Source organism: Candidatus Neomarinimicrobiota bacterium, assembly GCA_018651745.1.
Classification (GTDB): domain Bacteria; phylum Fidelibacterota; class Marinisomatia; order Marinisomatales; family TCS55; genus JAAZYX01.
Genome location: JABIDL010000033.1, coordinates 34,651 through 59,527, shown reverse-complemented (window position 1 = coordinate 59,527; position 24,877 = coordinate 34,651). Strand labels below are relative to the sequence as shown.

Genomic DNA, 24,877 nt, shown 5'->3' with positions numbered 1-24,877 from the left:
GATGGCGAAAAAACCTCAATTAAAAATTACACAAGTTCGGAGTAGGATTGGCTATAAACCGAAAGCAAAGCGCACATTGGATGCGCTTGGTCTAAGAAAATTGAATAAAACGGTTATTATGACAGACACTCCTGCAATTAGAGGAATGATTAATAAAATTGCATATTTATTAAGGGTAGAAGACGTATGAAGTTAGGCCAATTAAAACCTTCATCTGGATCAACCCATTCCAAAAAACGCAGAGGTCGCGGGCCCGGCACAGGTCTTGGTAAAACCGGAGGCCGCGGGCATAACGGATATCATTCAAGAAGTGGAAGTAAAAGGCGTCCATGGTTTGAGGGTGGACAAATGCCAATTCAACGCCAACTCCCAAAGCGCGGATTTTCTAATTTAAAATTTCGGAATGAAGTTCAGATTGTTAATGTCAGTTCTTTAGAAAAATGCGGCGCGTCAGAGATTGATTCTTTTGTCCTGAAAGAAAACGGATTGATTCGTTCCGCCTTAAAACCGGTAAAGGTATTAGCCAATGGCGATATTACAAAAGCGGTCAAAATAACAGCAACAGCTTTTAGCGATGCTGCGATTAAAAAAATTACAGATGCTGGCGGAGAGGCCATCGTTCAGTGATCGATAAAATCCGAAATATATTCAGTATTCCCGAATTGCGTAATCGGATTCTGTTTACACTTGGAATTCTCGTCATTGTGAGGACAGGTGCTCATATCCCTATTCCCGGGATTAACGGTGAAGTTCTTGCGTTAGCTGTCGCTGATTTTCAAAATACGCTTTTTGGGCTATATGATCTTTTTGCGGGCGGTGCTTTTCAAAAGGCGACTCTTTTTGCCTTAGGGATCATGCCTTATATTTCAGCTTCAATTATCATCCAGCTTATGGGAACAGTTGTACCTTATTTTCAAAGACTCCAAAAAGAAGGAGAAGCTGGTCGGAAAAAAATTACCCAAATAACACGTTATGGGACTGTTCTCATTGGAACTATGCAATCCTATGGTGTTGTTGCAGTTTTCTTACCTTCCATGTCTGCTGGTGGACAGTCCGTTGTTATTAATCCTGGTTTTGGATTCACTTTTACAGGCATTGTTAGTCTAGTGACAGGCGTGATTTTGCTGATGTGGCTTGGTGAACGTATTACGGAACGTGGTATTGGAAATGGAATTTCACTTGTGATTATGGTGGGAATTGTTTCTGTACTTCCGAATGTAATTCTAAGTGAAATCACGCTCATTCAGGAAGAAGTTAGAGGTATACTCGCTGAAATCATTTTAATTGGAATTATGTTTTTAATTATCGGATTTGTGGTATTGCTAACACAGGGGACGCGTAAAATCCCAGTTCAATATGCCAAACGGGTTGTAGGCAGAAAAGTTTACGGTGGCCAGGCAACTCATATTCCCTTACGAGTAAATACAGCCGGTGTTATGCCAATTATTTTCGCACAGTCTATTATGTTTATTCCTAGTACGATTGCCACCTTTTTTAGCGAAAGTCCCTTTATGCAAGGTATGATGAGATGGTTTTCATTTGACCACCCATTTTACTGGTTTGTGTTTGGAACTATGATTGTGTTCTTTACATATTTTTATACCGCAATAGCATTAGATCCGGTTCAGGTTTCTAACCAGATGAAGCAAAATGGTGGATTTATCCCAGGAATTCGTCCGGGGAAGAAAACAGCGGAATACATTGACAATATTCTGACAAGAGTTACTCTTCCAGGATCTTTCTTTTTGGCATTTGTTGCAGTATTTCCCTATATCCTAATGCAAACGATGGACGTTGGATACGATTTGGCGTCATTTTTTGGTGGAACAAGCCTTCTAATAATCGTTGGTGTTTCTCTGGATACATTACAACAAATTGAATCTCATTTATTGATGAGGCATTATGATGGTTTTTTAAGTAAAGGAAAAATTCGTGGTCGGAGACGCATGTAATGGTTCGAATTAGATCTAAAAGAGAAATTGATTTGATTGCTGATAGTTGTCAGATTGTTGGAGATACATTAGAAATGCTTTCTGATCATGTTAGCCCTGGTGTTTCAATTTTGGAATTGGATATCATGGCTGAAAAATTTATCCGTTCAAGAAATGCAAGACCTGCCTTTAAAGGATATTTAGGATTTCCTGCAACCTTATGTGTTTCTGTAGACGATGTCGTGGTGCATGGAATTCCATCTGAAAGAGTTTTGGAAGATGGACAAATTGTTGGTATTGATTGTGGCGCTGAAAAAAGTGGTTACTTTGGGGATGCTGCTAGAACTTTTGCCGTTGGAAATGTGTCTGAATCAAAACAGGCATTGTTGGATGCAACTAAGAAAGCCATGTTTATTGGAATTAATGAAGCGAGACCTGGCAATTTTGTTTCGGATATTGGACATGCTATACAATCCTTTGCAGAAGAAAAAGGGTATTCTGTTGTAAGAGAGCTTGTAGGACATGGAATTGGTACTAAATTGCACGAAGATCCTCAGGTTCCAAATTTTGGTGTTCCAAAACAAGGGCATGAATTGAAAGAGGGAATGTGTCTTGCGATCGAACCTATGATCAATCTTGGATCAAAAGAAATTTTTACTGATAACGATGGGTGGACTGTTAAAACGCTGGATGGAAAGTCATCAGCGCATTTTGAAAATACAATTGTAATACTAGCGGACGGTCCGCAAATATTAACTCAAAGGCAAGCGTAATGGCCAAAGAACAACCCATTACCATTGAGGGCATTATTAAGGAAACATTACCAAATGCGATGTTTAGAGTAAATGTTGAAATTGGTGAAACGGCTCATGAAGTGTTGGCGCACGTCAGTGGTAAAATGAGAATGCATTACATCAAAATTCTTCCAGGCGATGTTGTTACGCTGGAAATTTCGCCATACGATTTATCTCGTGGGCGGATAACATATCGGAATAAATAAAATGAAAGTAAGAGCATCAGTTAAAAAGATTTGTGAAAAGTGCAAGATTGTCCGCCGCAAAGGAGTGGTGTTGGTGATTTGCGTCAATCCTAAACATAAACAAAGACAAGGTTAGGAGAAGACAGTGGCACGTATTGCTGGAATTGATATTCCCCGGAATAAAAAAGTACCATTTTCCCTGAGTTACATTTATGGAATCGGGATAACGACGGGTTTCAAAATTTGTGAAGCCGCTAATATTGATCCTGATTCAAGGGTTGATGATCTCAGTGAGGATCAGGTAACGGCGTTAAGAACTGCTATCACTGATCTTGGAATTATTGTGGAAGGTGAATCGAGAACAACTGCATCCATGAATATAAAACGATTAAAGGATATAGGAAGTTATAAAGGACTTCGCCATCGTCGTGGAATGCCAGTAAACGGGCAGAGGACAAAAACCAACGCTCGAACTAGAAAAGGGAAAAAACGGACAGTTGGGCTTGGAAAAGGTACCGTTGAGAAGAAAGGATAAATTCATTGGCTAACAAACCAACAAAAAGTAAAAAGAAAAAAGACCAAGTAGAAGCTGCAGGTGTAGCTCATATTAAGGCTACTTTTAACAATACTCATATTACACTCACGACAAAAATTGGAAATGTGATTACTTGGAAAACCGCAGGTACATCTGGTTTCAAAGGTTCACGAAAAAGTACAGCCTTTGCCGCTACCCAAGCAGCAGAAATTGCAGCTAAGGAAGCAATGGCGCTTGGACTTTTAACTATTGATGTTAAGGTCAAAGGACCCGGATCCGGGCGCGAAGCTGCCATTAGGGCACTTGCAGTTGCCGGGCTTGAAATTACTTCAATTCAGGATGTGACTCCATTACCACATAACGGTTGCAGACCTCCTAAAAGACGAAGAGTTTGACGATGGCAAAATCAACAACACCAAGAGGAAAACTTGTTCGAAAATTTGGGGAAAATATTTTCGGGAATCCGAAATATGATCGCCTTTTAAACCGAAAATCGTATATACCTGGACAGCATGGACCGAATAGACGGAAGCGAAAATCAAAATATGGTGAACAGCTTCAAGAAAAACAAAAGGTCAAATTCATGTATGGTGTACTCGAAAAACAATTCCGTAATTATTTTCAAAAGGCCGAAGGTATGAGTGGTGAAACAGGAACAAACCTCCTTCAGCTTTTAGAGTCTCGTTTAGATAATGTAGTTTATCGTTTGGGTTTTGCTTCCACCAGAACACAAGCACGGCAAATGGTAAGTCATGCGCATTTTTTAGTAAATGGGCAAAAAACAAATATCCCGTCATTTCGGGTAAAGGACGGATATGAAATTCAGGTTAGAGATCGTAGTAAGAAAATGGATATGATTCTAGATTCTCTAAAAAGAATTAAAGGCGATATTGCGCTTCCTTGGCTTGAATTAGATAAAGCTAAAATGAAAGGCACCTTCTTAGTAATGCCGGAACGCGAAGATATGGAACTAACTGTAAATGAACAGCTTATTGTTGAGCTGTATTCAAAATAATTAAACCGTAGAGGAAATTAAAAATGGCTATTGATTTAAAACTAAAAATTGAATTTGATAAAAAGTCTCTGACAGATACTTTTGGCACATTTAGTGTTCAACCCTTAGACAGGGGGTATGGCGTCACTATTGGGAATGCTCTTCGGCGTATTCTTATGACCTGCATACCCGGTGCTGCAATTACGAATATCAAAATGGATGGCGTCCTTCATGAATTTTCTACCATTAAAGGTGTTAAAGAAGATGTGATGGACATTATTCAAAATCTAAAAGGTGTTCGTTTTAAACTAACCGATAGCAATCCAGATAAAGTCCGTGTGAAAATGAAAGGAAAAGGAACTTTTACTGCTGCTGAAATCCAAAAAGTAAGCGATCAATTTGAAATTCTCAATCCGGATCATTATATCACAGATTTGAATTCATCAGGAAAGATTGACATGGAAATTCGCGTTGGAATTGGTCGCGGATATGTCTCGGCAGATGAAAATTATTTACCAAATGCTCCCATTGGCATGGTTTCGATTGATAGCATTTTTAATCCGGTCCGAAATGTGACTTTTGATATAAAACCGGTTCCGGGTGCTAAAGATCCAATTGAAATTCTAACAATGGAAATTGAAACGGATGGTTCGATTACTCCAATGGATGCAGTGAGTCATTCAAGCACAGTTTTGATTGAACATTTTAATGCGATTGAAGCAATTGCAAAACCACAAGTTCTTGAGGTTAGCGAAGGAATGAATGAGGAAGTACTTCAAATTCGTGAACTTCTAAAACGAACGATTGACGAAATGGAACTATCTGTCCGATCCCATAACTGCCTGCAAGCTGCTGGAATAAAATATATTTACGAGCTTGTTAGTAAAGAAGAATCTGCAATGTTGAAATACAAAAACTTTGGACGAAAATCTCTGACAGAACTCATTGAGAAGTTAGATGGAATGGGGCTTTCGTTTGGTATGGATGTTGATGACTATTTGAAAGAAGATATCTAAATGAGGCACCTGAAAAAAGGTAGAATACTCGGACGGAATCCAGCGCATAGGAAAGCCACTATGCGGAACATGGCGGTGAATCTTATTGAGCATCGAAAAATGAAAACAACGGATGCTAAAGCAAAGGAACTCCGAAGATTCATTGAACCCCTGATTACTAAAGCTCGGAATGCGGATATGAATACAATCCGTCAGCTCATGAAGATTCTACCACGTAAAAATACGGTACAAAAACTAATCAAAGAAATCGCTCCCGAATTTGTCGATCGCCCAGGCGGATATACTCGTATTACAAAACTAGGATTTAGAGATAACGATAGAGCGCCCGTCTCTTTGATAGAATTTGTTGGAATGGAAAGCGGACAACCATCTGAAGATGTCAATGATAAAACAAAGAAGAAATCTAAAGGTGACTCTGACTAAATTTATGAAAAATTGGTTTATATTAAGAAGGGCGGCTAACATAGTTGCCCTTCTTTTTTTATACAATAATTTGAATGCAGAAGTGTCTCTTTTTCAACATCGCTACCTTTGGATTGTACGCGATGCAATGACATCTGAAAAGAAAATTTCCGCTGCAGTAAAATATGCAGATCAGAATGGTTTCAATCATATACTTGTTCAGGTTAGGGGAAGGGGAGATGCTTATTATAAATCAGGAATTGTTCCGAAAAGTATTTTTATTGAAGAATCTGAATTTGATCCCTTAGCTGATATTCTTTTGAAAGCAAAATTACGTGGAATTAAAGTACATGCATGGGTAAATACCTATTTAATATGGTCCAAAAACAAAATACCAACACAGCGTACCCACCTACTATTCAAGAATTCTGATTGGCTTGATTCTAACGGAAAGGGATCGATATCCTTTCCCAATGATATAAAACAGTATAAACCTGAAAATGGTGACGAAGGGTTTTATCTTGCTCCACACCATCCTGAAGTGAACAAATACCTATTAAGCGTCTTCAGAGAATTGGTGGCTAAGTATGATCTTGATGGAATTCATCTTGATTATGTTCGTTTTCAAAATAGTAGTTATGGTCGCAATCAAACGGCCATGTCGGTATTTTTAAAAAAAGGGGGGATTGATCCAGGGAAAAGTTTATCTGATTTAGCACCTGATTATTCCGAGAGGCAAGCTCTAGCAGAATGGTCAGACTATCGCCGACAAGCAATAACAAAATTTGTTCGTGATGTCAGCAAAATGATAAAAGTAATTCGACCTACTTGTCAACTTTCTGCCGCTGTAAAACCAAATTTATATCAAGCGCGTAACGTATTTTTACAGGAATGGGATGTATGGTTAGCAGCAGGATATTTGGATTGGGCAATGCCAATGAATTATACACCAGATTTAAGGACTTTTGCAGATAACGTTAATATTATTTATGATCATTTACCCGCGCGGTATAGGGAAAAAATAATTATGGGAATTGGTACATACAATCAATCACCATTAGATGCAGCAGATAAAGTAACCTACACAAGTATTACACGCTTTCGCGGGATTTCTTTATTCTCCTATAATTCTTTGAATAAAAACCCACGGTATATTCAAGAAATCCGTGATCGTATTTTTCCATTCTTAAAAGAAAAGTAACGACTTACTTATTCTCAGAATCAGCGCTTTAATCCAATCTCGAATAATGCCAGCCTTCTCTCTTACAAAGCTTAATTATTCATGCTGTCGGCGTATAAAAGCCGGAATATCTAAATCATTGCCATAAATAACCGATCCTTCAATTATTTCCTTTTTTAGAATAGCTGGTGGTAAGGATATTGCTGGTATTTCTTCTTCTTTTTGATGAAGAGGAACATTCATTTGGTCAGAAAGAATATGCGTTTCCTTGTGTCGAGGTGGATCTTCATCTACGACATGTTCATGACTCATCTCAATAGATTTTTTATGGTTAAATCCAGTAGCGATGACTGTGACACGGATTTCATCAGTTAATGCCGGGTCAATCACAGCACCAAAAATAAGATTGACTCCTTTTCCGGCTTCTTCAAAGATAATCCCGGATGCATCATCTACTTCCATAAGGGTCAAATCAGGCCCTCCGGTTATATTAACCAAAACGCCTTGAGCACCGCCAATGGTTGAATCGTCAAGTAATGGACTGGATATCGCCTGTTGTGCTGCCAAAACTGCTCGTTCTTCGCCACTTGCTTGCCCTGTTCCCATGATAGCATCTCCCATATTTTTCATAATTGTTTCAACATCGGCGAAATCGAGATTGATGAGTCCATGTACATTAATGAGATCCGAGATTCCTTTCGTTGCCTGATTTAGGATAGAATCAGCCAATTGGAAAGCTTCTATAACTGTAGTGCTTTTATCTACAATTGACATTAGCTTTTGGTTTGGAATTCCTATCACCGTATCACAACTTTTCCTGAGTTCTTCGATACCATTAAGCGCGCGATTCATCCGTTTTGGTCCTTCAAAATTAAAGGGAAGTGTAACAATTCCGACGGTGAGGATTCCCAACTCTTTAGATATTTGTCCAATAACGGGCGCAGCTCCGGTTCCGGTTCCACCACCCATTCCGGCAGTAATAAAAACCATATCCGAGCCTTCTAGCATGGCAGTAATAGCTTCCCTGTCATCTTCCATTGCCACTTTTCCGACATCGGCTTTTGCACCTGCGCCTAGGCCTTTAGTCAAATTTTTACCGATTTGAATCTTTTGCTCTGCAGCATTGTTTTCCAGATCTTGTGCATCGGTATTTATAGTAATGAAGTCAACGCCTTGCATCCCGGATTGGATCATTCGATTGACAGCATTCCCGCCTGCTCCGCCAATTCCGACAACTCTCAATTTCGCTTGTTGATCTTCTTGTGGATCGAATTCAAATAACATAGTATGTTCTCCTTTTGGTTTAGTTTGGTATGTTGATTAAAAAAAGTCTTTGAACCATTCTATAACTTTTCTCATAGTGTTTTGTATGGGTGATTCTATTTCATAATTGGATTGGAGCTCATCTGGCCGATAACGCCAAATACCCAATCCGACTGCTGCTGAGAATTGTGGATCCGAAGCAACACCAACTGAATCTTGGATCCCTTTTGGTTTTCCAATTCTCACCGGCAATTCAAGTACTTCTTCTGCAAGACCTATAATATTTTTCAGGTTTGCCCCGCCTCCGGTGAGTACCACACCATAGGTAAGATTGTCTTTCAATCCAGCACGGATGATATCTCGTTTTACCAATCGCAATATTTCTTCAGTACGTGCTTCTACATATCGAGATAATTCATGTTCAGAAATTTTTCGTGCTAACCCGCCATTTTTTACAGGTAAATCAAATTCTAATTCTGGGGAGGACATAGATGCTTTTGCTGAGCCATAGGTTTCTTTTATTTGTTTTGCTTCTTCCATTCCAACTTGTAACATAACTGCAATATCGTTTGTGATATTTCCAGAACCAATCCCTAAAACTGATGTATGACGAATTCCGCCTTCATGATAAATAGCTAAATCGGATGTGCCTTCGCCAAGGTCAACAAGAGCAACGCCTAGATCTTTTTCATCTTGATCTAAAACTGCTGCGCCCGATGCCAATCCTTGAAAAACTAGTCCGTCCACGACAATACCTAGTTCTTGTGCACAGTTGGCAACGTTGGTTGCGGCTGTAGTTCCAACAGTAATGAGATGGACATGGGCTTCGAGGCGGTGTCCAGACATTCCAACAGGATCCTTTATTTTATCAAGAGTATCTATCATGTATTCCTGAGGAAGAACATGCAGAATATCTCTGTCGATCGGGAGCGATATTCCTTTTGCAAGATCTACAACTTTTTGAATATCGGATTCGGTAATTTCATGTTGAATTGGAACATTGCTCATTTGATTTTTTTGAATAGCGATGGCGCCTTGAGTATTGATTCCTCTGATTTGTTCCGAAGAAATACTTATAATTGCGGAATCAACTTTAGCACCGGCCATCGTTTCAGCTTCTCTCATTGCAATTTCCATTTCTGAAATAAGATTGTCCCGATGAGTAATTGATCCCATTTTGACTCCTGAAGAAGAACTAGTTCCAATTCCCAACAACTGAAATGTACCCTCAATTGGATCAATACCAGATATGGTACAGCAGATCTTTGAGGATCCAACATCAATCCCTACAAAGATATTTTTATCTATTGGAAGACTGAAATTTTTCATGACCATGTACGGGTTACCACTTGATTTTGATGTCTGAGATCAATTTGTTTAAATAAGGTTATTCCATGAGGTTGTTCCAGGGCAGATTCAAATTCCCGTAATACTTCAAGCTTTTGCCACGGATTGTTTTTCCCCAGAATAATTCGGGTCGGCCGTTCTGCTAATATGAAGATATATTCATCATTCCCGCTCAGAGTTACTTCCGAAATATTATTATAAAGAGACACATATTCGCGTTTGATTCTTGAAAGGATCCCGACGGCTTCTTGCATTTTTTGTGAACGTGTCTCGAAACCTGGAGGATATAATGCTTTGTCAGGGTTAAATCCAGAGAAATAGGGAATATCATAATGATCAGAAATTCCCTTTGCAGGAAGGATAACACCCAATCTATCAACCATCACTAATGGTTTCATATTGATAAAGGCAACCGGATTCCTTTCTACAAGATCGATGCGAATAGTTTTTGGGTATTGCTTACTGACACGAACAGCCTCGACAAAGGGATGAGATTCAAACGCTAACCGAATATCTGACTGGTGAATCTCGCGGGTGGACAATCCTTCCCAATCGCCAAGAATTTCAATATAGTCGTCTTTATCAATGACTGTTTTTCCGTTAATTTGAATTTGCTCAATTCTAAAAAGTTCTGTTTCGGAAGACCAAGCAATTGCTGCCCAAGCAAATCCTACAAAACCCAACAATCCTGCAAAAAGAGCGAGTTTAACCATCAATTGACGATTATTTTTCATACTGTAAAGGTTTCCGGGTGAAATCCTAATGTCTTTATTTCAAGATCAAGTTTGACCCCAAATTTATCATAGACTTCTTTCCTTGCAAGTTGGATCAGTGTAACGATGTCCATAGCTTTTGCCTGTCCATGATTGATAAAAAAATTAGCATGATGAGTAGAAATTTCTGCATCGCCAGAGCGTGTACCTTTGAGTCCGGCTTTATCTATAAGGAATCCAGCAGCTTTATCCCCTTTTGGATTTTTAAATACGCTACCTGCAGAACGGAACCGTAGAGGCTGATTTTTCTTCCGTCCTTGGCTTGCCTTAATTTTCTCATTCTGAATGGTTTCATGATCCGCTATTGTTAATTCAAACTCTGCATGTATAATAATTTCATCCTCATTAAAAGTAGAATGCCGGTAGCTGAATTCAATGTCGTTAACAGAATAATTTTTTAATTGTCCTTCCAAGGTCATGACTTCTATAGATTTGAGAACATTAGAAATTTCTCCCCCAAATGCACCAGCATTCATAACCAATGCACCGCCTACTGTTCCAGGGACTCCTATCAAATTCTCCAATCCGGTCAGGTTGTGACTTGTAGCTTCTTTCACCATTTTTCCAAGCATAACACCGGATTCTGCGGAAATATGAATTCCTTCGATTTCTAAATGTGTAAATGATTTCCCAAGCGTAAAGACTATTCCATCAATCCCATCATCACTTACCAGTAAATTAGATCCTGATCCAACAAAGTAAACCGGAATCTGATGTTGATGTGCACATTGTAGCGCAAATGAAAGATCTTCTTTATTTTTTGGTGTAATAAATGCTTTTGCCGGTCCGCCAATGCCGTAAGAAGTATGAATAGACATCGGTTCATTTTCGAGAAATGATCCTTTTATCATGGATTTTAACTGCGTCATTGGATCCACCTTAGGCTGCGGCCTCCACATTTTTTAAATGAGAAAAATATTTGTCGCTGTATCGCCAAATTGTACCGGCACCCATAGTTAATACCATATCCCCTGGTTGCGCAATTAAATCAAGTTGTTTGTTAAGATCTTCTAAGTCTGGAATAAATAAAACGTTTTTATGCCCAGCATTTTCTGCAGCCTTCGCAACCAATTCGCCTGTAATTCCCTTAATTGGCTCTTCTCGTGCGGGATAAATTTCTGTTATAATCAGCACATCGCTATTGAGAAATGCATTTGCAAATTCCATAAAAAAGTCTCGAGTTCTCGTGAATAAGTGAGGTTGAAAAATGGAGATAATTCTTCTATCCCACCCGTCATTTGCAGCTTTAAGGGTTGCCTTTACTTCCGTTGGGTGATGAGCATAATCGTCAACCACTAAAATGTCGTTAATGGTTCCTTTTATTTCAAATCTCCGACGAACACCATTATATTTATTTAATCCCTGAATTATATCATGGGACACAAGACCCAATTCAATCCCAATACAAGCTGCCCCCAGCGAATTCAAAATATTGTGCTCGCCAGGAACCTGCAATAGGATCGTCCCCAATTCTGCTCCTTTATGGATTAGAGTAAATGTTGCCTGAGTTTTATTGTAACTAATATTTTCTGCTCTAACATCTGCATTCGAATGAAGTCCATAGGTTAAAATAGGACGCCGAATTTCAGGTAAAATATTATTCACATGATGGGAATCGATACAAAGAGCAACGGCTCCGTAAAAGGGAACTGAATTACAAAATTGAACGAATGCCTGCTTCATGTCATCCAAATCAGAATAAATATCCGTATGCTCCAATTCAATGTTCGTCACAAGGGATAAGGTGGGATTTAAAGCAAGAAAACTGCGGTCGTATTCATCAGCTTCTACCACAATGATGTCTCCTGATCCAAGCATGGAATTGGTGCCAATACTTTGCACAAGTCCTCCGACAACGAGCGTTGGATCCAATCTTGCTTTTGCAAGAATAGCGCCAAGCATGGATGATGTGGATGTTTTCCCATGTGTACCGCCAACTGCGATGGATGTTTCTTTCACATCAATTAGCTCTCCCAGCATTTCCGCTCTCCGAATGATGGGAATATTGCGTTGCTTAGCTATTTGAATTTCCGGATTATTTTCTTTGACAGCGCTGGAATAAACAAGGACTTCCGCATCCCCCAAGTTTTTCGCATCATGACCAATATGTATGCTGGCGCCTTTCGACTTTAATTTTTGTACAATTTCAGATTCCAAGATATCAGATCCTGAAATTTCAAAATCAAGGTTTAAAAGTAATTCTGCAATACCGCTCATCCCAATCCCACCAATACCGACAAAATGAAGTTTTTTTACTTTTCTAAACATTATGCATGAACCAATTCCATGATATGATTTGTAATGTCTTTGACTGCATTCGGCTTTCCCAATTTTTGAGACTTTTCGCTCATTTGGAATAATTGATTTTCATTCTTCAAAAGTCCAATCACTTGATTCGAAAAAATGTTTGAAGTGAAATCATCCTCATTGCACACAATTGCTGCGCCTTCTTTTTCCATGACAGATGCATTCTTTTTTTGGTGGTCTCCGGCCGCATTGGAGAGAGGAACGAATAGTGCCGGAACGCCGCACAATGTCAATTCAGATATTGTTAAAGCTCCGGCTCTGCATAAGGCCAAATCGGCCAATGCATACGCACTTCCCATGTCATCAATGAACGGTAAAACCCTTGTAAAATCTGACTCGAATGATTTTAATTGATCATATTGGTTTTTCCCGGTTTGCCAAAGGAATTGGATTTTAGATTTTTCTAATAATTTTACACTCTCACTCACTGTCTTATTTAATAATGCCGATCCTTGACTTCCTCCAAAAATGAGGAGTGTTTTTTTCTTGGGATCAAGATCATAATTTTGCGCAGCTATCATGCTGTTTCCTTCATTAATTCCGGCTCGAACTGGGTTTCCGGTGACAAATAGAGTTTTTTTTTGAGATGGTTTTTTGCTTCTTCAAATGCGATGCAGACTGTATCTGCTTTGTCTGCAAACCATCGGGTCGTGATCCCCGGAAAAGAATTTTGCTCTTGTATGAGAACTGGAATATCTCGGCTTATTGCTTCTCGAATGGGTAAGGCAGATGCATACCCTCCAGTTCCGACAACAACATCAGGTTTAAATGCGTTAAATACTTTTTTGGTCATTTTTATTGATTTCAAAATTCTAAACGGCAATAATAAATTTTTTCCAATTCCAGAAGGATTAAAGTTTCGTTGCAATCCTCGAATCGGGATTAACGTATGATTCATATTTTTAATTGGAAAAATATTTGCTTCAATTCCAAAAGTTGAGCCCATATAATGCATGCTGGAATATGGGCAATCTGCAAGAATTCGCTCACCAAGCGCAATGGCAGGGAAGAGGTGTCCTCCGGTCCCTCCACCGGCAATTAAAATGCGAATACTATTTATCATACTAATTTAAGCTCCATCCTTTACGAGAATTCACTGATCGTTTTCCTTGACTGATATTGAGCAATATTCCAAGGCTCGCCATATTGATCACCAGTCCAGAACCACCATAACTAACGAGTGGCATCGGTAGTCCGGTTGTAGGTACAAGATTCGTAACTACAGCTACATTGGTAAATGCATATAGAATGAAACTGAATGAAATGCCCAAAGCGACCATTACACCAAATAAGTCAGTAGTCTCTTTAGCGATTTTTATTCCACGTTGAAATAGGAAAAGAAAAAGCGTAAGTACGGCAACGGTTCCAAGAAACCCAATTTCTTCTCCAATAATAGCAAAGATGAAATCTGTATGTGGCGTTGGAAGGAACATATTTTTTTCGGTACTATTTCCAAGTCCCATTCCAAACAGACCGCCATTCCCGAGGGAAATCAAGGATTGGCTAATTTGAAGCATCGCGTCGCTCGAAGCATTTTCGGGGCTCCACCATGTTTCCCATCTAGAAACTCGGTAGCCTCTCGCCAATCCTGCAGGAATGAGAATTGTAATGGCACCAATGGTAGTAGCTAGGATGTGCGAAAATCTAGCTCCTCCGAAAAAAAGCATCGCCATTCCGATAACGGAAATCAGGACAGACGTACTAAAATCTGGTTGAATAATAATGAGTGCAGTTATAACGCCCATAACTATGATTGGTGGCGCAAATCCGTTATAGTAATCCTTAATCGTATTACGCTTCCGGTCAATGTAAGAAGCCAAAAAAAGAATGAGTGAAAACCTTGCAAGCTCTGATGTTTGTAACGTCATAAATCCGAAGTGAAGCCATCTTGCGGGAAATGTGTTTCCTTGAATTAGATAAACGATTTTTGTTAAGGCAAGCATTACGATGGAAACAACGACTGCAATGGGGGCAATGCGCTTTAGTTTACGGTAATCAAACATGGTAAAAAAGATGAGGGCAATGATTCCAACGAACAACCTTTTTAAGTGCAACTGAAGGTACATGGTGTTGGTAAATCCATCTGTAAAATTAAGTGATCGTGTTGTGCTGGCGCTATACAACATGACGGTTCCGATAACACACAATCCAAAAATTCCGATCAAAAGCGGTCTATCGTATTTTTTATTAATAATGTTAAGCTGCTTCATGATGCTACATCAAATTTTCTTACGGCATTTTTAAATGCTCTACCACGCTCTTCATAACTTTGAAACTGATCAAAACTAGAGCATCCGGGTGAAAACAATACTGAATATCCAGCTTCAGCATGCTCGCGGCTAAGATTAACAGCTTCTTGAAGATTTTCAACTGACGTGAAAATCACCGAGTCTCCGATGACGTTTTCAATCTGGTTTCGCGCCTGCCCGAAAGCAATAACCTCTTTTAGGTAGTTGTGGGTATGTGGAAGGAGCGTTGTGAAATCACCACCTTTATCAATTCCTCCGAGGATTAGGATGGTTGGCGTGCTAAGACTTTCAAGGGCGACATTGACCGCGTCCACATTGGTGGCTTTTGAGTCGTTTATGTATGTCACACCTTTACTATCCATCACAGTTTCAAGGCGATGTTCCACACCAGCAAACGTTTCCATCACCTGGGAAATGTGGTTATGATCCACACCCAAAAGATGGGCCGCAGATGCGGCAGCTAACTGGTTAGCGAGGTTGTGCCTGCCAGGCAGGGCGATTCGTTCCAGATCGATGAGGGTTGCGTGCTCTTCATCGAAAATTTTTGTTTCATTCAATCCAAATAATGTTTCGTTTGATTTAAGACTAAATGGGAATATTGTAGCGGTGGCCGAATCAAATGCTGAAGACAGAAGGGTATCATCTAAATTGTAAATAATAAAATCAGAAGAAGTTTGGCGATCCGCTAATTTTAATTTTGCGTTAACATATTCTTCCATGTCCTTATGGCGGTCTAAATGATCAGGTGTAATATTGAGAAATACAGATATATGGGGGTAGAAGTGGATAGTAAATTCCATCTGAAAACTAGAAATTTCGAGAACATATATCCGTTTCTGATCAGGTGAATTAATATCATTCAAAACAGCTTCAGAAAAGGGAAATCCAACATTTCCTGCTAAACTGCTGTGAAGTGAATCTGTGCTACACATTTCATGCAATAAATGAACGGTTGTCGTTTTACCGTTGGATCCCGTTATTGCTACAATGGGTGCATTTGTGAACCAACTGGCAAATTCGATTTCACCCACTACCGGGATATTGTTTGAATCGGCTTTCGCAATGACTTCAGCCCATCGTGAAATTCCAGGTGAAACGACTATGAGGTCTGACTCTTGAACGCGGTCAGAATGTATTCCCGCTTCGCCAGAAATTCCCATTTCGGATAAAGTATTCAATGATAAACTGATTTTATTAGAATTGTTTTGGTCACTTATGAAAATACAACCACCCAATTTCTGTCCGAGCTTTGCTGCTGCAATGCCACTTTTACCGATACCGAGAACGGTAACATTTTTTCCCATTAAATCAATAGCCGCTCTGTTTGAAATGTCCATCAGCGGATTTTGAATGTTGTTAGTGAAAAAAGTGCAAGTAATATTCCAATAATCCAAAAACGGATAACAACTCTGGATTCCGGCCACCCTTTCAATTCAAAATGATGATGTATTGGCGCCATGAGAAATAATCGCTTTCCTTCGCCGGTTGTCTTTTTTGTCCAACGGAAATAACCAACTTGAAGTATGACAGACACTGCTTCCCAAACGAAGACTCCACCAATGATCAGCAATAAAAATTCCTTTTTCAATAAAATTGCCATTGATCCCAAAGCCGCACCGGTAGAAAGGGATCCGACATCGCCCATAAAGATTTCAGCAGGAGCAGCATTAAACCATAAATACCCGAGACACGCGCCGGCAATGGCGGAAGCAAAAACGGTTAATTCTCCTGCACCGGGAAGATAGAGAATATTTAGATAATCCGAAAAATCTACTCGCCCGGTGATATAAGCAATTGCGCCGAAAACTCCGAAAGCGATGGCAAGCAATCCTGCAGCTAAACCATCTAATCCATCCGTAAGATTTACAGCATTTGATGTACCCGTGATGACTAAAATGACAAAGAGCGGATAAAGCATTCCAAAATTGATTTCCACATTTTTCAAAAAGGGAACGGATGTAGAACTCCACACGTCTTTAAATTCGGGCGTATATTGAATCCACACAGCAACGAGCAACCCTAAAAGTATTTGCCCAATCATTTTATATCGCGCGATAAGTCCCATTTTCATTTTTTTTACTACTTTTAAGTAATCATCTAAAAATCCGATCATTCCCATCCAAGCGACAGTAACTAAAATAATCTGAATAAACGGGTTGTTTAAATCAGCGAATAGAATTGTCGGAAGAATGACTGCGAAAAGAATAATCAATCCTCCCATTGTAGGTGTTCCTTTTTTGGATTGATGAGATTTTGGTCCATCTTCACGAATTTCTTCGCCAATCTGCCGATTTTGAAGTAACCTGATAATCTTGGGTCCTAAGAAAAAACAAATAATCAGGGCGACCATTGCTGCAGATGCGGAACGAAAAGTGATGTATTGGAAAAGATTTAGCGGCGAAAATTGATCTCGAAGTGGGAAAAGAAGGTGATACAACATTAGGTGGTCACCAATTTATCTACGATAGTTTCCATCGCCATCCCTCGCGAACCCTTTATCAGAAGGTGGTCTCCAGATTCAATAATATTTTTCAACTTTTCAACCAATTCTTCTTTTGAATCAAAATGTTGATGAAGCGGAAGCATAGATGCCACCAAGTCTGTTTGGGCAGATTCAGGTCCAACGGTAAATAGTACGTCTAATTTTGCATCTACGCATTTTTTCCCTACTTTTCGATGCTGATCAAGAGAACTTGATCCAAGTTCAAACATGTCGCCAAACACGAGCATTCTTCGTCCGTTTCCGCTGAATGCAGACAAGTAATCTATCGCCGCTTCGGTGGATTCTAGATTCGCATTGTAGGTATCATCTATAATGGTAATACCATTCGAACGTCTTACCTGACAGCGACCTTGTGGAGGGTTAAAGGAGAGAACTGCTTGTTTGAAATGATTCCACTCTAACCCCAATGTTACTGTAAGAGCTGCAGCTGCTATCACATTTTTCGAAAATGATAAATTTTGAGAATTTGTCGGAATTTCTTGGGAATCCACAGTTAATGTAATGGTTCCATCTTCTTCATGGTGAATATCGGCAGGGAAGTCACAATCTGATGTTAATCCGAATGTCATTTTCTCATTGGGAACGTTCAATTCAAGAATTCTTGAATCTGCTGCATTCACAAAAGATATCCCATTTACGAGCGTATCAAATAAGGCTGCCTTTGTTTGCGCAATGGAATCTATTGTTCCGAACCCTTCAAGATGAGCAGGAGCAATATTAGTAATTAATCCGTGAGTGGGTTCTGCAATTTCACATAAGGTCTGAATGTCACCGGGCTGATTGGCTCCCATTTCTAAAATAGCAATGGTTGAGCTTTTCGCCATGGAAAGAAGGGTTAGTGGTAGCCCGATAGACGTGTTATAATTACCCTGAGTTGCATGAACGGATTGGAATTTTGACAATGCGTGAGTCACTAAGTCTTTAGTGGACGTTTTTCCGTTGGAACCCGTTATGCCGATAATTGGTATATCGAATTGCTGGCGCCATTGATTTGCAAGGTCACCCAAAGCAACAATAGTATCATGGACAACAATTTCTTGAGAAGATCCTGTAGAATATTCTTGGTTTACCAATGCGGCAACGGCTCCTTGCTCAAGCGCATTTGAAACAAATTGATGCCCATCCAAGCGTTCCCCTTTTATTGCAATATAGAGATCCCCTTTTTGGCATTCCCTAGAATCGGTTGAAATCCCTGAAATCGTTTCAGAAACATTGAACTTATGCAATGCGGCAAATTCGGAGGGGTGTGGAAGGTCAATCCGCATTTGCGTATTCCAGAATAATTTCTACATCAGAGTAGGGTACTTTTTCATTTTTAATATCCTGATAATTTTCCCGTCCTTTTCCAAGTACAATGACGATGTCGTTATCAATTGCCTCCTTAAGAGCCTTTCGTAGTGCTTCGCCACGATCATTGAAAACGGTGTAGCAATTGGATGAAAACCCTTTAAGGATGTCCGCATTGATGCTAGAAAGTTTCTCGTTTCGCGGATTATCCGGCGTTACAAAGCATCGATCGGTATAATTTTCAGCAACCGATGCCATTAACGGTCGTTTTTGATGATCTCTGTTTCCACCACATCCAAATATGAGCGTAATGCGAGACTGTTTGCCTGCAGATATTTTTATGGTCGAAAGCACTTTTTCATAAGCATCCGGTGTATGTGCGTAATCAACAATTGCTGTTCCGCCGGATAATAATGGAAATTGCTCCATTCGCCCTTCAATCGCAAAGCAGTTGTTGATTCCTTCCGAAATGGTTTCAGGTTGAATACCCATGGGTATGGCGCCGGCAACTGCGGATAAAATATTTTCAGCATTAAAGGTTCCGATAAGGGAGGAAGCGATCGGGATTCGTAGGTCGCCTGCTTTGATAATTCCATGAATTCCGTTCAAATCATTTTCAATTTCTGCAAAGGAAATGTCTGTACCATTTTGAAGTGCTGTTGTAATGACCGGCGCAACGCACTCCTTTTGGAATCGAATCCCGCTCTCGTCGTCCATATTAACAATAGATGTTCCAGTGATGGGCAACGATTTGAAAAGCCGCGCCTTTGCTTGAAAATATTCTTCCATTGTTTCATGATAATCCAGATGCTCAGGCGTCAAATTGGTATGAATTGCTGTATTGAATTCCACATCCGAAACTCTGTGCTGATTTAATGCATGCGATGAAACCTCCATAATAATATGCGTAAATCCCTGAGTTTTTAATTTAGCAAGCATACGATGAAGCGAGATCGGGTCGGGAGTAGTTAAAATTTTTTCCCGTGGGAATCCATCAGCGATTATTCCCAAAGTGCCCAATTGAGCAGTTTTGAATTGCGCCTGCGTGAAGATGGATTTCAAAAGAGTGGCGACTGTGGTTTTTCCATTTGTTCCTGTAATTCCAGTCACATGAAGTGATTTGGATGGATGTCCAAAATATTCCGCTGCTACAATAGATGTGGCTTTTCTAGGGTTTCCGACTTTTATTTGTGGCACCGGTAAATTTCCCAAGTCTCGTCCATTACTGATCACAGCAGCAGCGCCGTTGTCGAGTGCCATCGGAACAAAATCATGCCCGTCAGCGACGGTACCATGAATAGCAATATACAGGTTGCCCGATTTTACTTGATCAGCATGGGTAGCAATTCCGGTAATGGGAGTCGGTGGCACATCGCCGTTTTGAAACACAAGTCCAGTTATTAGTTTATTGAGAGGAACGCTCATCTTAATCCTATCTTGCATATAGCACCGTGAACCAGGTTTGTTCCCGGTTTAGGATGTTGCCACGTGACTTGTCCGGACCCTTCCGCCATAACTTTAAAGCCATTTTCCTTAAAAATTTGTTTTGCTTTTTTAAGACTCATTCCGCGTACGTTTGGAACAAAAGATCGATTATCGCTGTGCTGAATGATACCTAAAGATTGCGTGGCAAGAATAACTGGGTTGACCGGTTTCAGTGAGGACGATACAACCGGATTGTTTTGCGCAAGAATAGGATTGTTTTGAAATTTCTTTTTTTGTGGAGTTGGCATAAATGAATCATCCATATTAATAATCCGTTCCATCACTCTTCTAAATACCGGAGCTGCACCTTGGCCGCCCCAATGAAATCCATGAGCAGGTTCATCCAAAATAATGACAGCTAACAATTTCGGATCTTCGGCAGGGAAGAATCCGACAAAATTTGAAATGAATTTTTTATCCGAATATTTTCCATCTATAAATTTCTGCGCTGTACCTGTTTTTCCGGCTACAGACCATCCGGGAATTGCAGCGTTCGTTCCGGTTCCTCGATCGACAACTTTCACGAGGATTTCTCGCATGGTCCGAGAAACTGATTCCGGCATTACTTTTCGAATCACCTCCGGACGCTCGGTGTACACAATGGACGACTTTCCATTCATGTTGGAAGTCATAATTTGATTTACAATCCTAGGTTTGACTAAAAATCCACCATTAGCAATTGCAGAATATGCAAGTCCCAACTGAAGGGCAGTTACACCGACTTCATGCCCAAGAGATAATTCGGCTAAGGTGATTGCAGACCATTCATTAGTCGCTCGAAGGATTCCTTTGGCTTCGCCCGGCAAAGATACAGCTGTTGGAATTCCAAACCCAAAATCTCTGGCATACCGATGCAAAAGGTTCGGACCAAGCCGATCTGCAATTTTTATTACACCAACATTGCTAGACTGTTCGATGATTTGTGAAAAAGTTAGCAGACCGAAATTTTCCCAGTCTTTTATGGTTTGACCGGCATATTCAAAACTTCCATTCTCACAATTAAATTCTTCCATGAGCTGGACTGCTTTCCGATCTAACGCTGCAGAAGCAGCGACAATCTTAAAGGTTGACCCCGGTTCAATTTGATCAGTTATAGCTTTATTTTTTTGGTTTTCAATCGGATAGAGCCCAGGTCGATTTGGATCAAAATCTGGAAGAGATGCCATAGCTAAAATCGATCCTGTTTGCGGATCTAAAATAACGCCTGTTGCACCGATGGATTTCGATCGAATCATTTGGGATAACAATTCTTCTTGAAGGATGGCTTGGAAGTCTAAATCAATTGTGAGTTGAATGTTTTTTCCATCATCAGGTCTTTTAAATGGAAATCCATTTTTTGGATTTAGTCTTCCATTATTGGTCTTCTGTTTGACGATCCAACCCTTATTTCCAGTGAGGTAGGAGTTAAACTGCATTTCGATTCCGGCAATTCCTTTATCATCCACATTTGTTAATCCCAATATTTGAGAGGCAATATTTAAATGGGGGTAGTATCGCCGAGGATTTCGCAGGACAATTAATCCTTCAGGTGGATTTTCAATTAAAGTCTGACAATCCCGTTTTTCAACGTTTCGTTCTAAATAGGTAAATTTATTTGCCCCACTTATTTTTTCTACGTAATAATCTTTTGATCGCTTGCTAATTTGACTAAGCGCTTCTGCCAAAGTTTCAGGATTTGAAATTTCATTAGGCACAAAAGCGAATGAATATTGTATAATATTTTTGGTTAAAGATCGGTTTTTCCTGTCATAGATATTTCCGCGAACAAAAGGAATCGGTTCTGTTCTACGGGCTTGGGCCATTCCTTTTTCACGGTACCCTTCGCCGTCAACAATCATAATTTGAAATAGCCGCATAGACAAGGTTACCCACGTAATAATAACGAAGCCCGACACAACGGTAACCCGCGCCCGATATTTCATAAATGTTTTAGTCATTGTTGTCCAGCGAAACAAATGAATCGACATAGACGACGATCGTTTCAGGATGCGCCACTACCATATCTAATTTTTTTCGAGCGATAGAAGTAATTCGGTCAACCCTTTCGAGGCGAGCAATCTCTCCATTCAACTCTTCAATAGAATTATGCAGTTCATTTATTGTCTTATTTTGAACTTCAATGCCTGTGAGCGTTTCATCAATTTCTGTATAAACCCAGAGGTAAAACAGAAGCCCTGAAATGGACATAGTAATAATTCCGAAAAAGAGCAAAGTGTGTAAAAATTCTTTTTGACTTTTTAAACGTTTCCGCTTTGATCGCGATACTGGCATTAGGCAATCCGTTCTGCCGCACGAAGTTTTGCACTTCGCGATCGGCTGTTTTCATTTTGTTCCTTTTCAGACGGAATAAGGGGTTTTCGAGTAAGAATCGTTAACTTACTCTGTTGCTTTAGAGATTTAAATTTGTGCTTCACCAATCTGTCTTCGAGAGAATGGTAGCTTAAAATAACAATTCTCCCACCAATTTCGAGCGAATCGAGAAAATGATTTAAAAAGTAAGAGAGTTTTTTTAATTCACCATTCACCGCAATTCTCAGCGCTTGAAAAATTCGGGCAAGAGTACGATTTCTATTAGCGGGTGGCGTGCTCCGCCTGATAGCTTCAATCAAATCGTCCGTTGTTCCGATATATCCTATTTTTTTAATCATATACGCAATTTTACCGGACCGACGTTCTTCACCGAAATCTCGAAAAAATGTGCTTAACTCCTTTTCGGTTGAAGCTTCAATGAGTTCTGCGGCTGTTAGACCTTTGGATGGATCGAAACGAAGATCCAAAGGAGACGAAGAGCGGTAAGAAAATCCTCGATGGGATGAATCCAATTGCATGGATGAAAGACCAAGGTCTAATAATAATCCTTTCAATTGAGTTACCCCGAGCTTTTCGAGGATTTGGGGAAAATTATGGTAGGAGCAATGGTGAAGAGAAAGAAGCGAAGAGGCGCTTGTGAACCGAGTTTTACAGATGTCCAAAGCGTCTTCATCGCGATCAAGACCGATCAGCCTCCCTACAGGTTTCAGCGCTGCAAGAATGTGAGAAGCATGCCCACCTGCACCCACAGTTCCGTCCAGATACACATGGCCTGGTTGAACTTTCAAAAATTCCAGAACTTCCGGTGCCATCACAGGAATATGGTATTGTCCGGTTTCCTGCGTATGCTGGGAAGGCATTAGAGTATAATTTTTTCTGCGAGAGTGTCATATTCCGTTGAATCAATTTCAAGATTCTTCTTTTCCGTTTTTTTCAAAGTTTCCGGATTCCAAACTTCTATTTTATTAATCATCCCAATGATGAGAGATGTTTTTTTGAGTCCTGCGAATTCTATCAGGGACGATGTAATTTGAATTCGCCCCTGCTTGTCGAATGTAACTGGTGTGGCGTACCGAGTTGTATTTCGTATAAATGTTCTATTGAGAGATGCTAGAGATGAGAGTTCTCTTAATTCTGTTTCGATAAATTTCCATTCAGTCAAAGGATAAACCCAAACGCATGGGTCCATTCCACGAGTAATAACGAATGTGTTTTCATTCTCTACAGAGAGCGCCTGTCGGAATTTGGCCGGGATATTGACCCTTCCTTTAGAATCAATCGAATATGAATATTCGCCGGAAAATGTATTATCTGTTAATGTCATAGCCACATAATGATTAGGGATTGTAACCCACAACTACCCACAATATATTTACTATTACCCACTCTTGTCAATACTTATTTACATAATAACTTGAATTATTTAGGGTATTCCATCGCTAAAGGATGGATTAGGCGATCTGAGTTAAAGGAAAGGGTTAAGTGATTTACTTCGGAATGAAGTAGTCTGTCTTCACAGTTTTTGAAGACGATTCCACAGAAAAATGAAGCCGTACAGGATTCTGACGTTCTTCAAAAGTGGAAAGAGATTGACCATTGATGGTGATTTTGACACCCAGAGAACTTTTGAGAATAAGACTTAATTTTTGTTGAAAAGAATAAATCAAATGATCTCCAGCTGACAAAGATTGATATTCGGTATTTTTATGATCATTCGTTACCGAAAACAACAAGGGATTTATTGTACTGATTTTAACCATGTATGGCGGATCGGTTTCGATAATACTTTCATGGGATAAATCTAAGCCGAAATGAAGCATCAAATCCTCCGAAGTGATAAATGCTTCTTGGTTGGGTTTTATTGAACCCTGCTCTTTTAAGGATGGCGGTGGCACTTCTGTATTTATTTTGCGGATAATAAAAATGGCAAAAAGAAATGTTGTAAGCAGAAGGATTCCTTTGGTCACATCCGATCGCACTTTTTTGGGTGAGCGCGACTCAGGGTGCATATTTTCTTCGGATTGTATTTCTTTAATGATCCTTTGCGATGGCGCCGGAGTAGAGAAAGGTTTATTTTCCCTCGCAGCCATCATTTGTTCTAATTGATTTAAAGATTTTTCTGGCTCACCACCGATTTGGATAGTATATGCTTTCAGAAATAGACGGATATACGGTTTTGGGAGGATATCAAACTGACCATCTTCAATCGCCTTGAGGTATTCCAAGTTAATTTTAGTCTTAGCGTGGATATCCTCAAGGATGATTTGTTTCTCTTCCCGGAGGGCTTTGAGTTCTTTATAAAATTCTGCCATAGCT

Annotated in this window: 29 protein-coding genes; 12 read left to right on the top strand and 17 right to left on the bottom strand. The window is 39.8% G+C overall.

What is annotated here, in order from left to right; all coding sequences use genetic code 11:
• The first annotated feature begins 1 nt into the window (after nucleotide 1).
• Genes rpmD through HOD97_06640 form a run of 12 tightly spaced genes read left to right on the top strand, consistent with a single transcriptional unit; the run spans nucleotide 2 to nucleotide 7,058 of the window.
• Nucleotides 2–190 (top strand): 50S ribosomal protein L30, encoded by a 189-nt coding sequence (gene rpmD, locus HOD97_06695; protein ID MBT4281284.1) that lies wholly within the window; start codon nucleotides 2–4, stop codon nucleotides 188–190.
• Nucleotides 187–627, top strand: a complete 441-nt coding sequence (rplO, locus tag HOD97_06690; protein ID MBT4281283.1) for a 50S ribosomal protein L15 — start codon at nucleotides 187–189, stop codon at nucleotides 625–627. Before rpmD ends, rplO begins: the two co-directional genes overlap by 4 nt.
• Nucleotides 624–1,952, top strand: coding sequence for a preprotein translocase subunit SecY (secY, locus tag HOD97_06685; protein MBT4281282.1), 1,329 nt, complete (start codon nucleotides 624–626; stop codon nucleotides 1,950–1,952). Before rplO ends, secY begins: the two co-directional genes overlap by 4 nt.
• Nucleotides 1,952–2,704: a type I methionyl aminopeptidase gene (map, locus tag HOD97_06680; GenBank protein ID MBT4281281.1), complete on the top strand. Its 753-nt coding sequence runs from the start codon at nucleotides 1,952–1,954 to the stop codon at nucleotides 2,702–2,704. Before secY ends, map begins: the two co-directional genes overlap by 1 nt.
• Nucleotides 2,704–2,931: a translation initiation factor IF-1 gene (infA, locus tag HOD97_06675; GenBank protein ID MBT4281280.1), complete on the top strand. Its 228-nt coding sequence runs from the start codon at nucleotides 2,704–2,706 to the stop codon at nucleotides 2,929–2,931. Before map ends, infA begins: the two co-directional genes overlap by 1 nt.
• A 1-nt stretch (nucleotide 2,932) precedes the next feature.
• Nucleotides 2,933–3,046 (top strand): 50S ribosomal protein L36, encoded by a 114-nt coding sequence (gene rpmJ / locus HOD97_06670; protein MBT4281279.1) that lies wholly within the window; start codon nucleotides 2,933–2,935, stop codon nucleotides 3,044–3,046.
• 9 nt (nucleotides 3,047–3,055) lie between these two features.
• Nucleotides 3,056–3,445, top strand: coding sequence for a 30S ribosomal protein S13 (gene rpsM / locus HOD97_06665; protein ID MBT4281278.1), 390 nt, complete (start codon nucleotides 3,056–3,058; stop codon nucleotides 3,443–3,445).
• Between the two features lie 5 nt (nucleotides 3,446–3,450).
• Nucleotides 3,451–3,840, top strand: a complete 390-nt coding sequence (gene rpsK / locus HOD97_06660) for a 30S ribosomal protein S11 (GenBank protein ID MBT4281277.1) — start codon at nucleotides 3,451–3,453, stop codon at nucleotides 3,838–3,840.
• 2 nt (nucleotides 3,841–3,842) lie between these two features.
• Nucleotides 3,843–4,460 carry a 30S ribosomal protein S4 gene (rpsD, locus tag HOD97_06655; protein ID MBT4281276.1) on the top strand — a complete coding sequence of 206 codons (618 nt, stop codon included), beginning with the start codon at nucleotides 3,843–3,845 and terminating at the stop codon, nucleotides 4,458–4,460.
• 23 nt (nucleotides 4,461–4,483) lie between these two features.
• The gene (locus HOD97_06650; protein ID MBT4281275.1) at nucleotides 4,484–5,455 is read left to right on the top strand and encodes a DNA-directed RNA polymerase subunit alpha; all 972 of its coding nucleotides are present in this window, start codon (nucleotides 4,484–4,486) and stop codon (nucleotides 5,453–5,455) included.
• Nucleotides 5,456–5,878, top strand: coding sequence for a 50S ribosomal protein L17 (gene rplQ, locus HOD97_06645; protein MBT4281274.1), 423 nt, complete (start codon nucleotides 5,456–5,458; stop codon nucleotides 5,876–5,878). It abuts the gene before it with no gap.
• On the top strand, nucleotides 5,838–7,058 hold the full coding sequence (locus HOD97_06640) for a family 10 glycosylhydrolase (protein ID MBT4281273.1): 1,221 nt from the start codon (nucleotides 5,838–5,840) through the stop codon (nucleotides 7,056–7,058). The genes rplQ and HOD97_06640 overlap by 41 nt, the downstream gene beginning before the upstream one ends.
• A gap of 75 nt (nucleotides 7,059–7,133) precedes the next feature.
• Here the strand turns inward: HOD97_06640 and ftsZ are convergent, their stop codons facing one another.
• The 17 genes from ftsZ to HOD97_06555 form a co-directional block, all read right to left on the bottom strand.
• Nucleotides 7,134–8,321 carry a cell division protein FtsZ gene (ftsZ, locus tag HOD97_06635; protein MBT4281272.1) on the bottom strand — a complete coding sequence of 396 codons (1,188 nt, stop codon included), beginning with the start codon at nucleotides 8,319–8,321 and terminating at the stop codon, nucleotides 7,134–7,136.
• Between the two features lie 36 nt (nucleotides 8,322–8,357).
• Entirely contained in the window at nucleotides 8,358–9,629 is a 1,272-nt protein-coding gene (gene ftsA / locus HOD97_06630) for a cell division protein FtsA (GenBank protein MBT4281271.1), read from the bottom strand.
• Nucleotides 9,626–10,381 (bottom strand): FtsQ-type POTRA domain-containing protein, encoded by a 756-nt coding sequence (locus tag HOD97_06625; GenBank protein ID MBT4281270.1) that lies wholly within the window; start codon nucleotides 10,379–10,381, stop codon nucleotides 9,626–9,628. Before HOD97_06625 ends, ftsA begins: the two co-directional genes overlap by 4 nt.
• Nucleotides 10,378–11,289 (bottom strand): UDP-N-acetylmuramate dehydrogenase, encoded by a 912-nt coding sequence (gene murB / locus HOD97_06620; protein MBT4281269.1) that lies wholly within the window; start codon nucleotides 11,287–11,289, stop codon nucleotides 10,378–10,380. Before murB ends, HOD97_06625 begins: the two co-directional genes overlap by 4 nt.
• 10 nt (nucleotides 11,290–11,299) lie before the next feature.
• Entirely contained in the window at nucleotides 11,300–12,688 is a 1,389-nt protein-coding gene (locus HOD97_06615) for a UDP-N-acetylmuramate--L-alanine ligase (GenBank protein ID MBT4281268.1), read from the bottom strand.
• A complete protein-coding gene (locus HOD97_06610) occupies nucleotides 12,688–13,248 on the bottom strand; it encodes a hypothetical protein (protein ID MBT4281267.1) in 561 nt (186 codons plus the stop codon). Before HOD97_06610 ends, HOD97_06615 begins: the two co-directional genes overlap by 1 nt.
• Nucleotides 13,245–13,790 (bottom strand): hypothetical protein, encoded by a 546-nt coding sequence (locus tag HOD97_06605; GenBank protein MBT4281266.1) that lies wholly within the window; start codon nucleotides 13,788–13,790, stop codon nucleotides 13,245–13,247. Before HOD97_06605 ends, HOD97_06610 begins: the two co-directional genes overlap by 4 nt.
• Nucleotide 13,791: 1 nt before the next feature.
• Nucleotides 13,792–14,937: a cell division protein FtsW gene (locus HOD97_06600; protein MBT4281265.1), complete on the bottom strand. Its 1,146-nt coding sequence runs from the start codon at nucleotides 14,935–14,937 to the stop codon at nucleotides 13,792–13,794.
• Nucleotides 14,934–16,313, bottom strand: coding sequence for a UDP-N-acetylmuramoyl-L-alanine--D-glutamate ligase (gene murD / locus HOD97_06595; protein MBT4281264.1), 1,380 nt, complete (start codon nucleotides 16,311–16,313; stop codon nucleotides 14,934–14,936). The genes HOD97_06600 and murD overlap by 4 nt, the downstream gene beginning before the upstream one ends.
• Nucleotides 16,313–17,416, bottom strand: a complete 1,104-nt coding sequence (locus HOD97_06590) for a phospho-N-acetylmuramoyl-pentapeptide-transferase (GenBank protein ID MBT4281263.1) — start codon at nucleotides 17,414–17,416, stop codon at nucleotides 16,313–16,315. Before HOD97_06590 ends, murD begins: the two co-directional genes overlap by 1 nt.
• Nucleotides 17,416–18,744, bottom strand: a complete 1,329-nt coding sequence (gene murF, locus HOD97_06585) for a UDP-N-acetylmuramoyl-tripeptide--D-alanyl-D-alanine ligase (protein ID MBT4281262.1) — start codon at nucleotides 18,742–18,744, stop codon at nucleotides 17,416–17,418. The genes HOD97_06590 and murF overlap by 1 nt, the downstream gene beginning before the upstream one ends.
• Entirely contained in the window at nucleotides 18,734–20,191 is a 1,458-nt protein-coding gene (locus tag HOD97_06580) for a UDP-N-acetylmuramoyl-L-alanyl-D-glutamate--2,6-diaminopimelate ligase (protein ID MBT4281261.1), read from the bottom strand. Before HOD97_06580 ends, murF begins: the two co-directional genes overlap by 11 nt.
• Entirely contained in the window at nucleotides 20,188–22,188 is a 2,001-nt protein-coding gene (locus tag HOD97_06575; protein MBT4281260.1) for a transpeptidase family protein, read from the bottom strand. Before HOD97_06575 ends, HOD97_06580 begins: the two co-directional genes overlap by 4 nt.
• Entirely contained in the window at nucleotides 22,181–22,522 is a 342-nt protein-coding gene (locus tag HOD97_06570; protein MBT4281259.1) for a septum formation initiator family protein, read from the bottom strand. The genes HOD97_06575 and HOD97_06570 overlap by 8 nt, the downstream gene beginning before the upstream one ends.
• Nucleotides 22,522–23,421, bottom strand: coding sequence for a 16S rRNA (cytosine(1402)-N(4))-methyltransferase RsmH (gene rsmH, locus HOD97_06565; protein ID MBT4281258.1), 900 nt, complete (start codon nucleotides 23,419–23,421; stop codon nucleotides 22,522–22,524). Before rsmH ends, HOD97_06570 begins: the two co-directional genes overlap by 1 nt.
• Nucleotides 23,421–23,885, bottom strand: a complete 465-nt coding sequence (mraZ, locus tag HOD97_06560) for a division/cell wall cluster transcriptional repressor MraZ (GenBank protein ID MBT4281257.1) — start codon at nucleotides 23,883–23,885, stop codon at nucleotides 23,421–23,423. The genes rsmH and mraZ overlap by 1 nt, the downstream gene beginning before the upstream one ends.
• Nucleotides 23,886–24,048: 163 nt before the next feature.
• Nucleotides 24,049–24,873, bottom strand: a complete 825-nt coding sequence (locus HOD97_06555) for a hypothetical protein (GenBank protein ID MBT4281256.1) — start codon at nucleotides 24,871–24,873, stop codon at nucleotides 24,049–24,051.
• Nucleotides 24,874–24,877 lie beyond the last annotated feature (4 nt).

What these genes read in the sequence shown, in the direction of transcription:
- HOD97_06650 (MBT4281275.1), top strand. Translation starts at nt 4,484, where the DNA reads ATGGCTATTGATTTAAAACTAAAAATTGAATTTGATAAAAAGTCTCTG.
- murB (MBT4281269.1), bottom strand. Translation starts at nt 11,289, where the DNA reads ATGACGCAGTTAAAATCCATGATAAAAGGATCATTTCTCGAAAATGAA.
- rpmJ (MBT4281279.1), top strand. Translation starts at nt 2,933, where the DNA reads ATGAAAGTAAGAGCATCAGTTAAAAAGATTTGTGAAAAGTGCAAGATT.
- HOD97_06625 (MBT4281270.1), bottom strand. Translation starts at nt 10,381, where the DNA reads ATGAAAAATAATCGTCAATTGATGGTTAAACTCGCTCTTTTTGCAGGA.
- HOD97_06555 (MBT4281256.1), bottom strand. Translation starts at nt 24,873, where the DNA reads ATGGCAGAATTTTATAAAGAACTCAAAGCCCTCCGGGAAGAGAAACAA.
- murF (MBT4281262.1), bottom strand. Translation starts at nt 18,744, where the DNA reads ATGCGGATTGACCTTCCACACCCCTCCGAATTTGCCGCATTGCATAAG.
- map (MBT4281281.1), top strand. Translation starts at nt 1,952, where the DNA reads ATGGTTCGAATTAGATCTAAAAGAGAAATTGATTTGATTGCTGATAGT.
- HOD97_06580 (MBT4281261.1), bottom strand. Translation starts at nt 20,191, where the DNA reads ATGAGCGTTCCTCTCAATAAACTAATAACTGGACTTGTGTTTCAAAAC.
- HOD97_06590 (MBT4281263.1), bottom strand. Translation starts at nt 17,416, where the DNA reads ATGTTGTATCACCTTCTTTTCCCACTTCGAGATCAATTTTCGCCGCTA.
- HOD97_06605 (MBT4281266.1), bottom strand. Translation starts at nt 13,790, where the DNA reads ATGATAAATAGTATTCGCATTTTAATTGCCGGTGGAGGGACCGGAGGA.
- HOD97_06640 (MBT4281273.1), top strand. Translation starts at nt 5,838, where the DNA reads ATGATAAAACAAAGAAGAAATCTAAAGGTGACTCTGACTAAATTTATG.
- rplQ (MBT4281274.1), top strand. Translation starts at nt 5,456, where the DNA reads ATGAGGCACCTGAAAAAAGGTAGAATACTCGGACGGAATCCAGCGCAT.
- HOD97_06615 (MBT4281268.1), bottom strand. Translation starts at nt 12,688, where the DNA reads ATGTTTAGAAAAGTAAAAAAACTTCATTTTGTCGGTATTGGTGGGATT.
- rpsD (MBT4281276.1), top strand. Translation starts at nt 3,843, where the DNA reads ATGGCAAAATCAACAACACCAAGAGGAAAACTTGTTCGAAAATTTGGG.
- mraZ (MBT4281257.1), bottom strand. Translation starts at nt 23,885, where the DNA reads ATGACATTAACAGATAATACATTTTCCGGCGAATATTCATATTCGATT.
- HOD97_06575 (MBT4281260.1), bottom strand. Translation starts at nt 22,188, where the DNA reads ATGACTAAAACATTTATGAAATATCGGGCGCGGGTTACCGTTGTGTCG.
- rplO (MBT4281283.1), top strand. Translation starts at nt 187, where the DNA reads ATGAAGTTAGGCCAATTAAAACCTTCATCTGGATCAACCCATTCCAAA.
- HOD97_06600 (MBT4281265.1), bottom strand. Translation starts at nt 14,937, where the DNA reads ATGAAGCAGCTTAACATTATTAATAAAAAATACGATAGACCGCTTTTG.
- ftsZ (MBT4281272.1), bottom strand. Translation starts at nt 8,321, where the DNA reads ATGTTATTTGAATTCGATCCACAAGAAGATCAACAAGCGAAATTGAGA.
- HOD97_06570 (MBT4281259.1), bottom strand. Translation starts at nt 22,522, where the DNA reads ATGCCAGTATCGCGATCAAAGCGGAAACGTTTAAAAAGTCAAAAAGAA.
- rpmD (MBT4281284.1), top strand. Translation starts at nt 2, where the DNA reads ATGGCGAAAAAACCTCAATTAAAAATTACACAAGTTCGGAGTAGGATT.
- ftsA (MBT4281271.1), bottom strand. Translation starts at nt 9,629, where the DNA reads ATGAAAAATTTCAGTCTTCCAATAGATAAAAATATCTTTGTAGGGATT.
- infA (MBT4281280.1), top strand. Translation starts at nt 2,704, where the DNA reads ATGGCCAAAGAACAACCCATTACCATTGAGGGCATTATTAAGGAAACA.
- rsmH (MBT4281258.1), bottom strand. Translation starts at nt 23,421, where the DNA reads ATGCCTTCCCAGCATACGCAGGAAACCGGACAATACCATATTCCTGTG.
- HOD97_06610 (MBT4281267.1), bottom strand. Translation starts at nt 13,248, where the DNA reads ATGATAGCTGCGCAAAATTATGATCTTGATCCCAAGAAAAAAACACTC.
- murD (MBT4281264.1), bottom strand. Translation starts at nt 16,313, where the DNA reads ATGGACATTTCAAACAGAGCGGCTATTGATTTAATGGGAAAAAATGTT.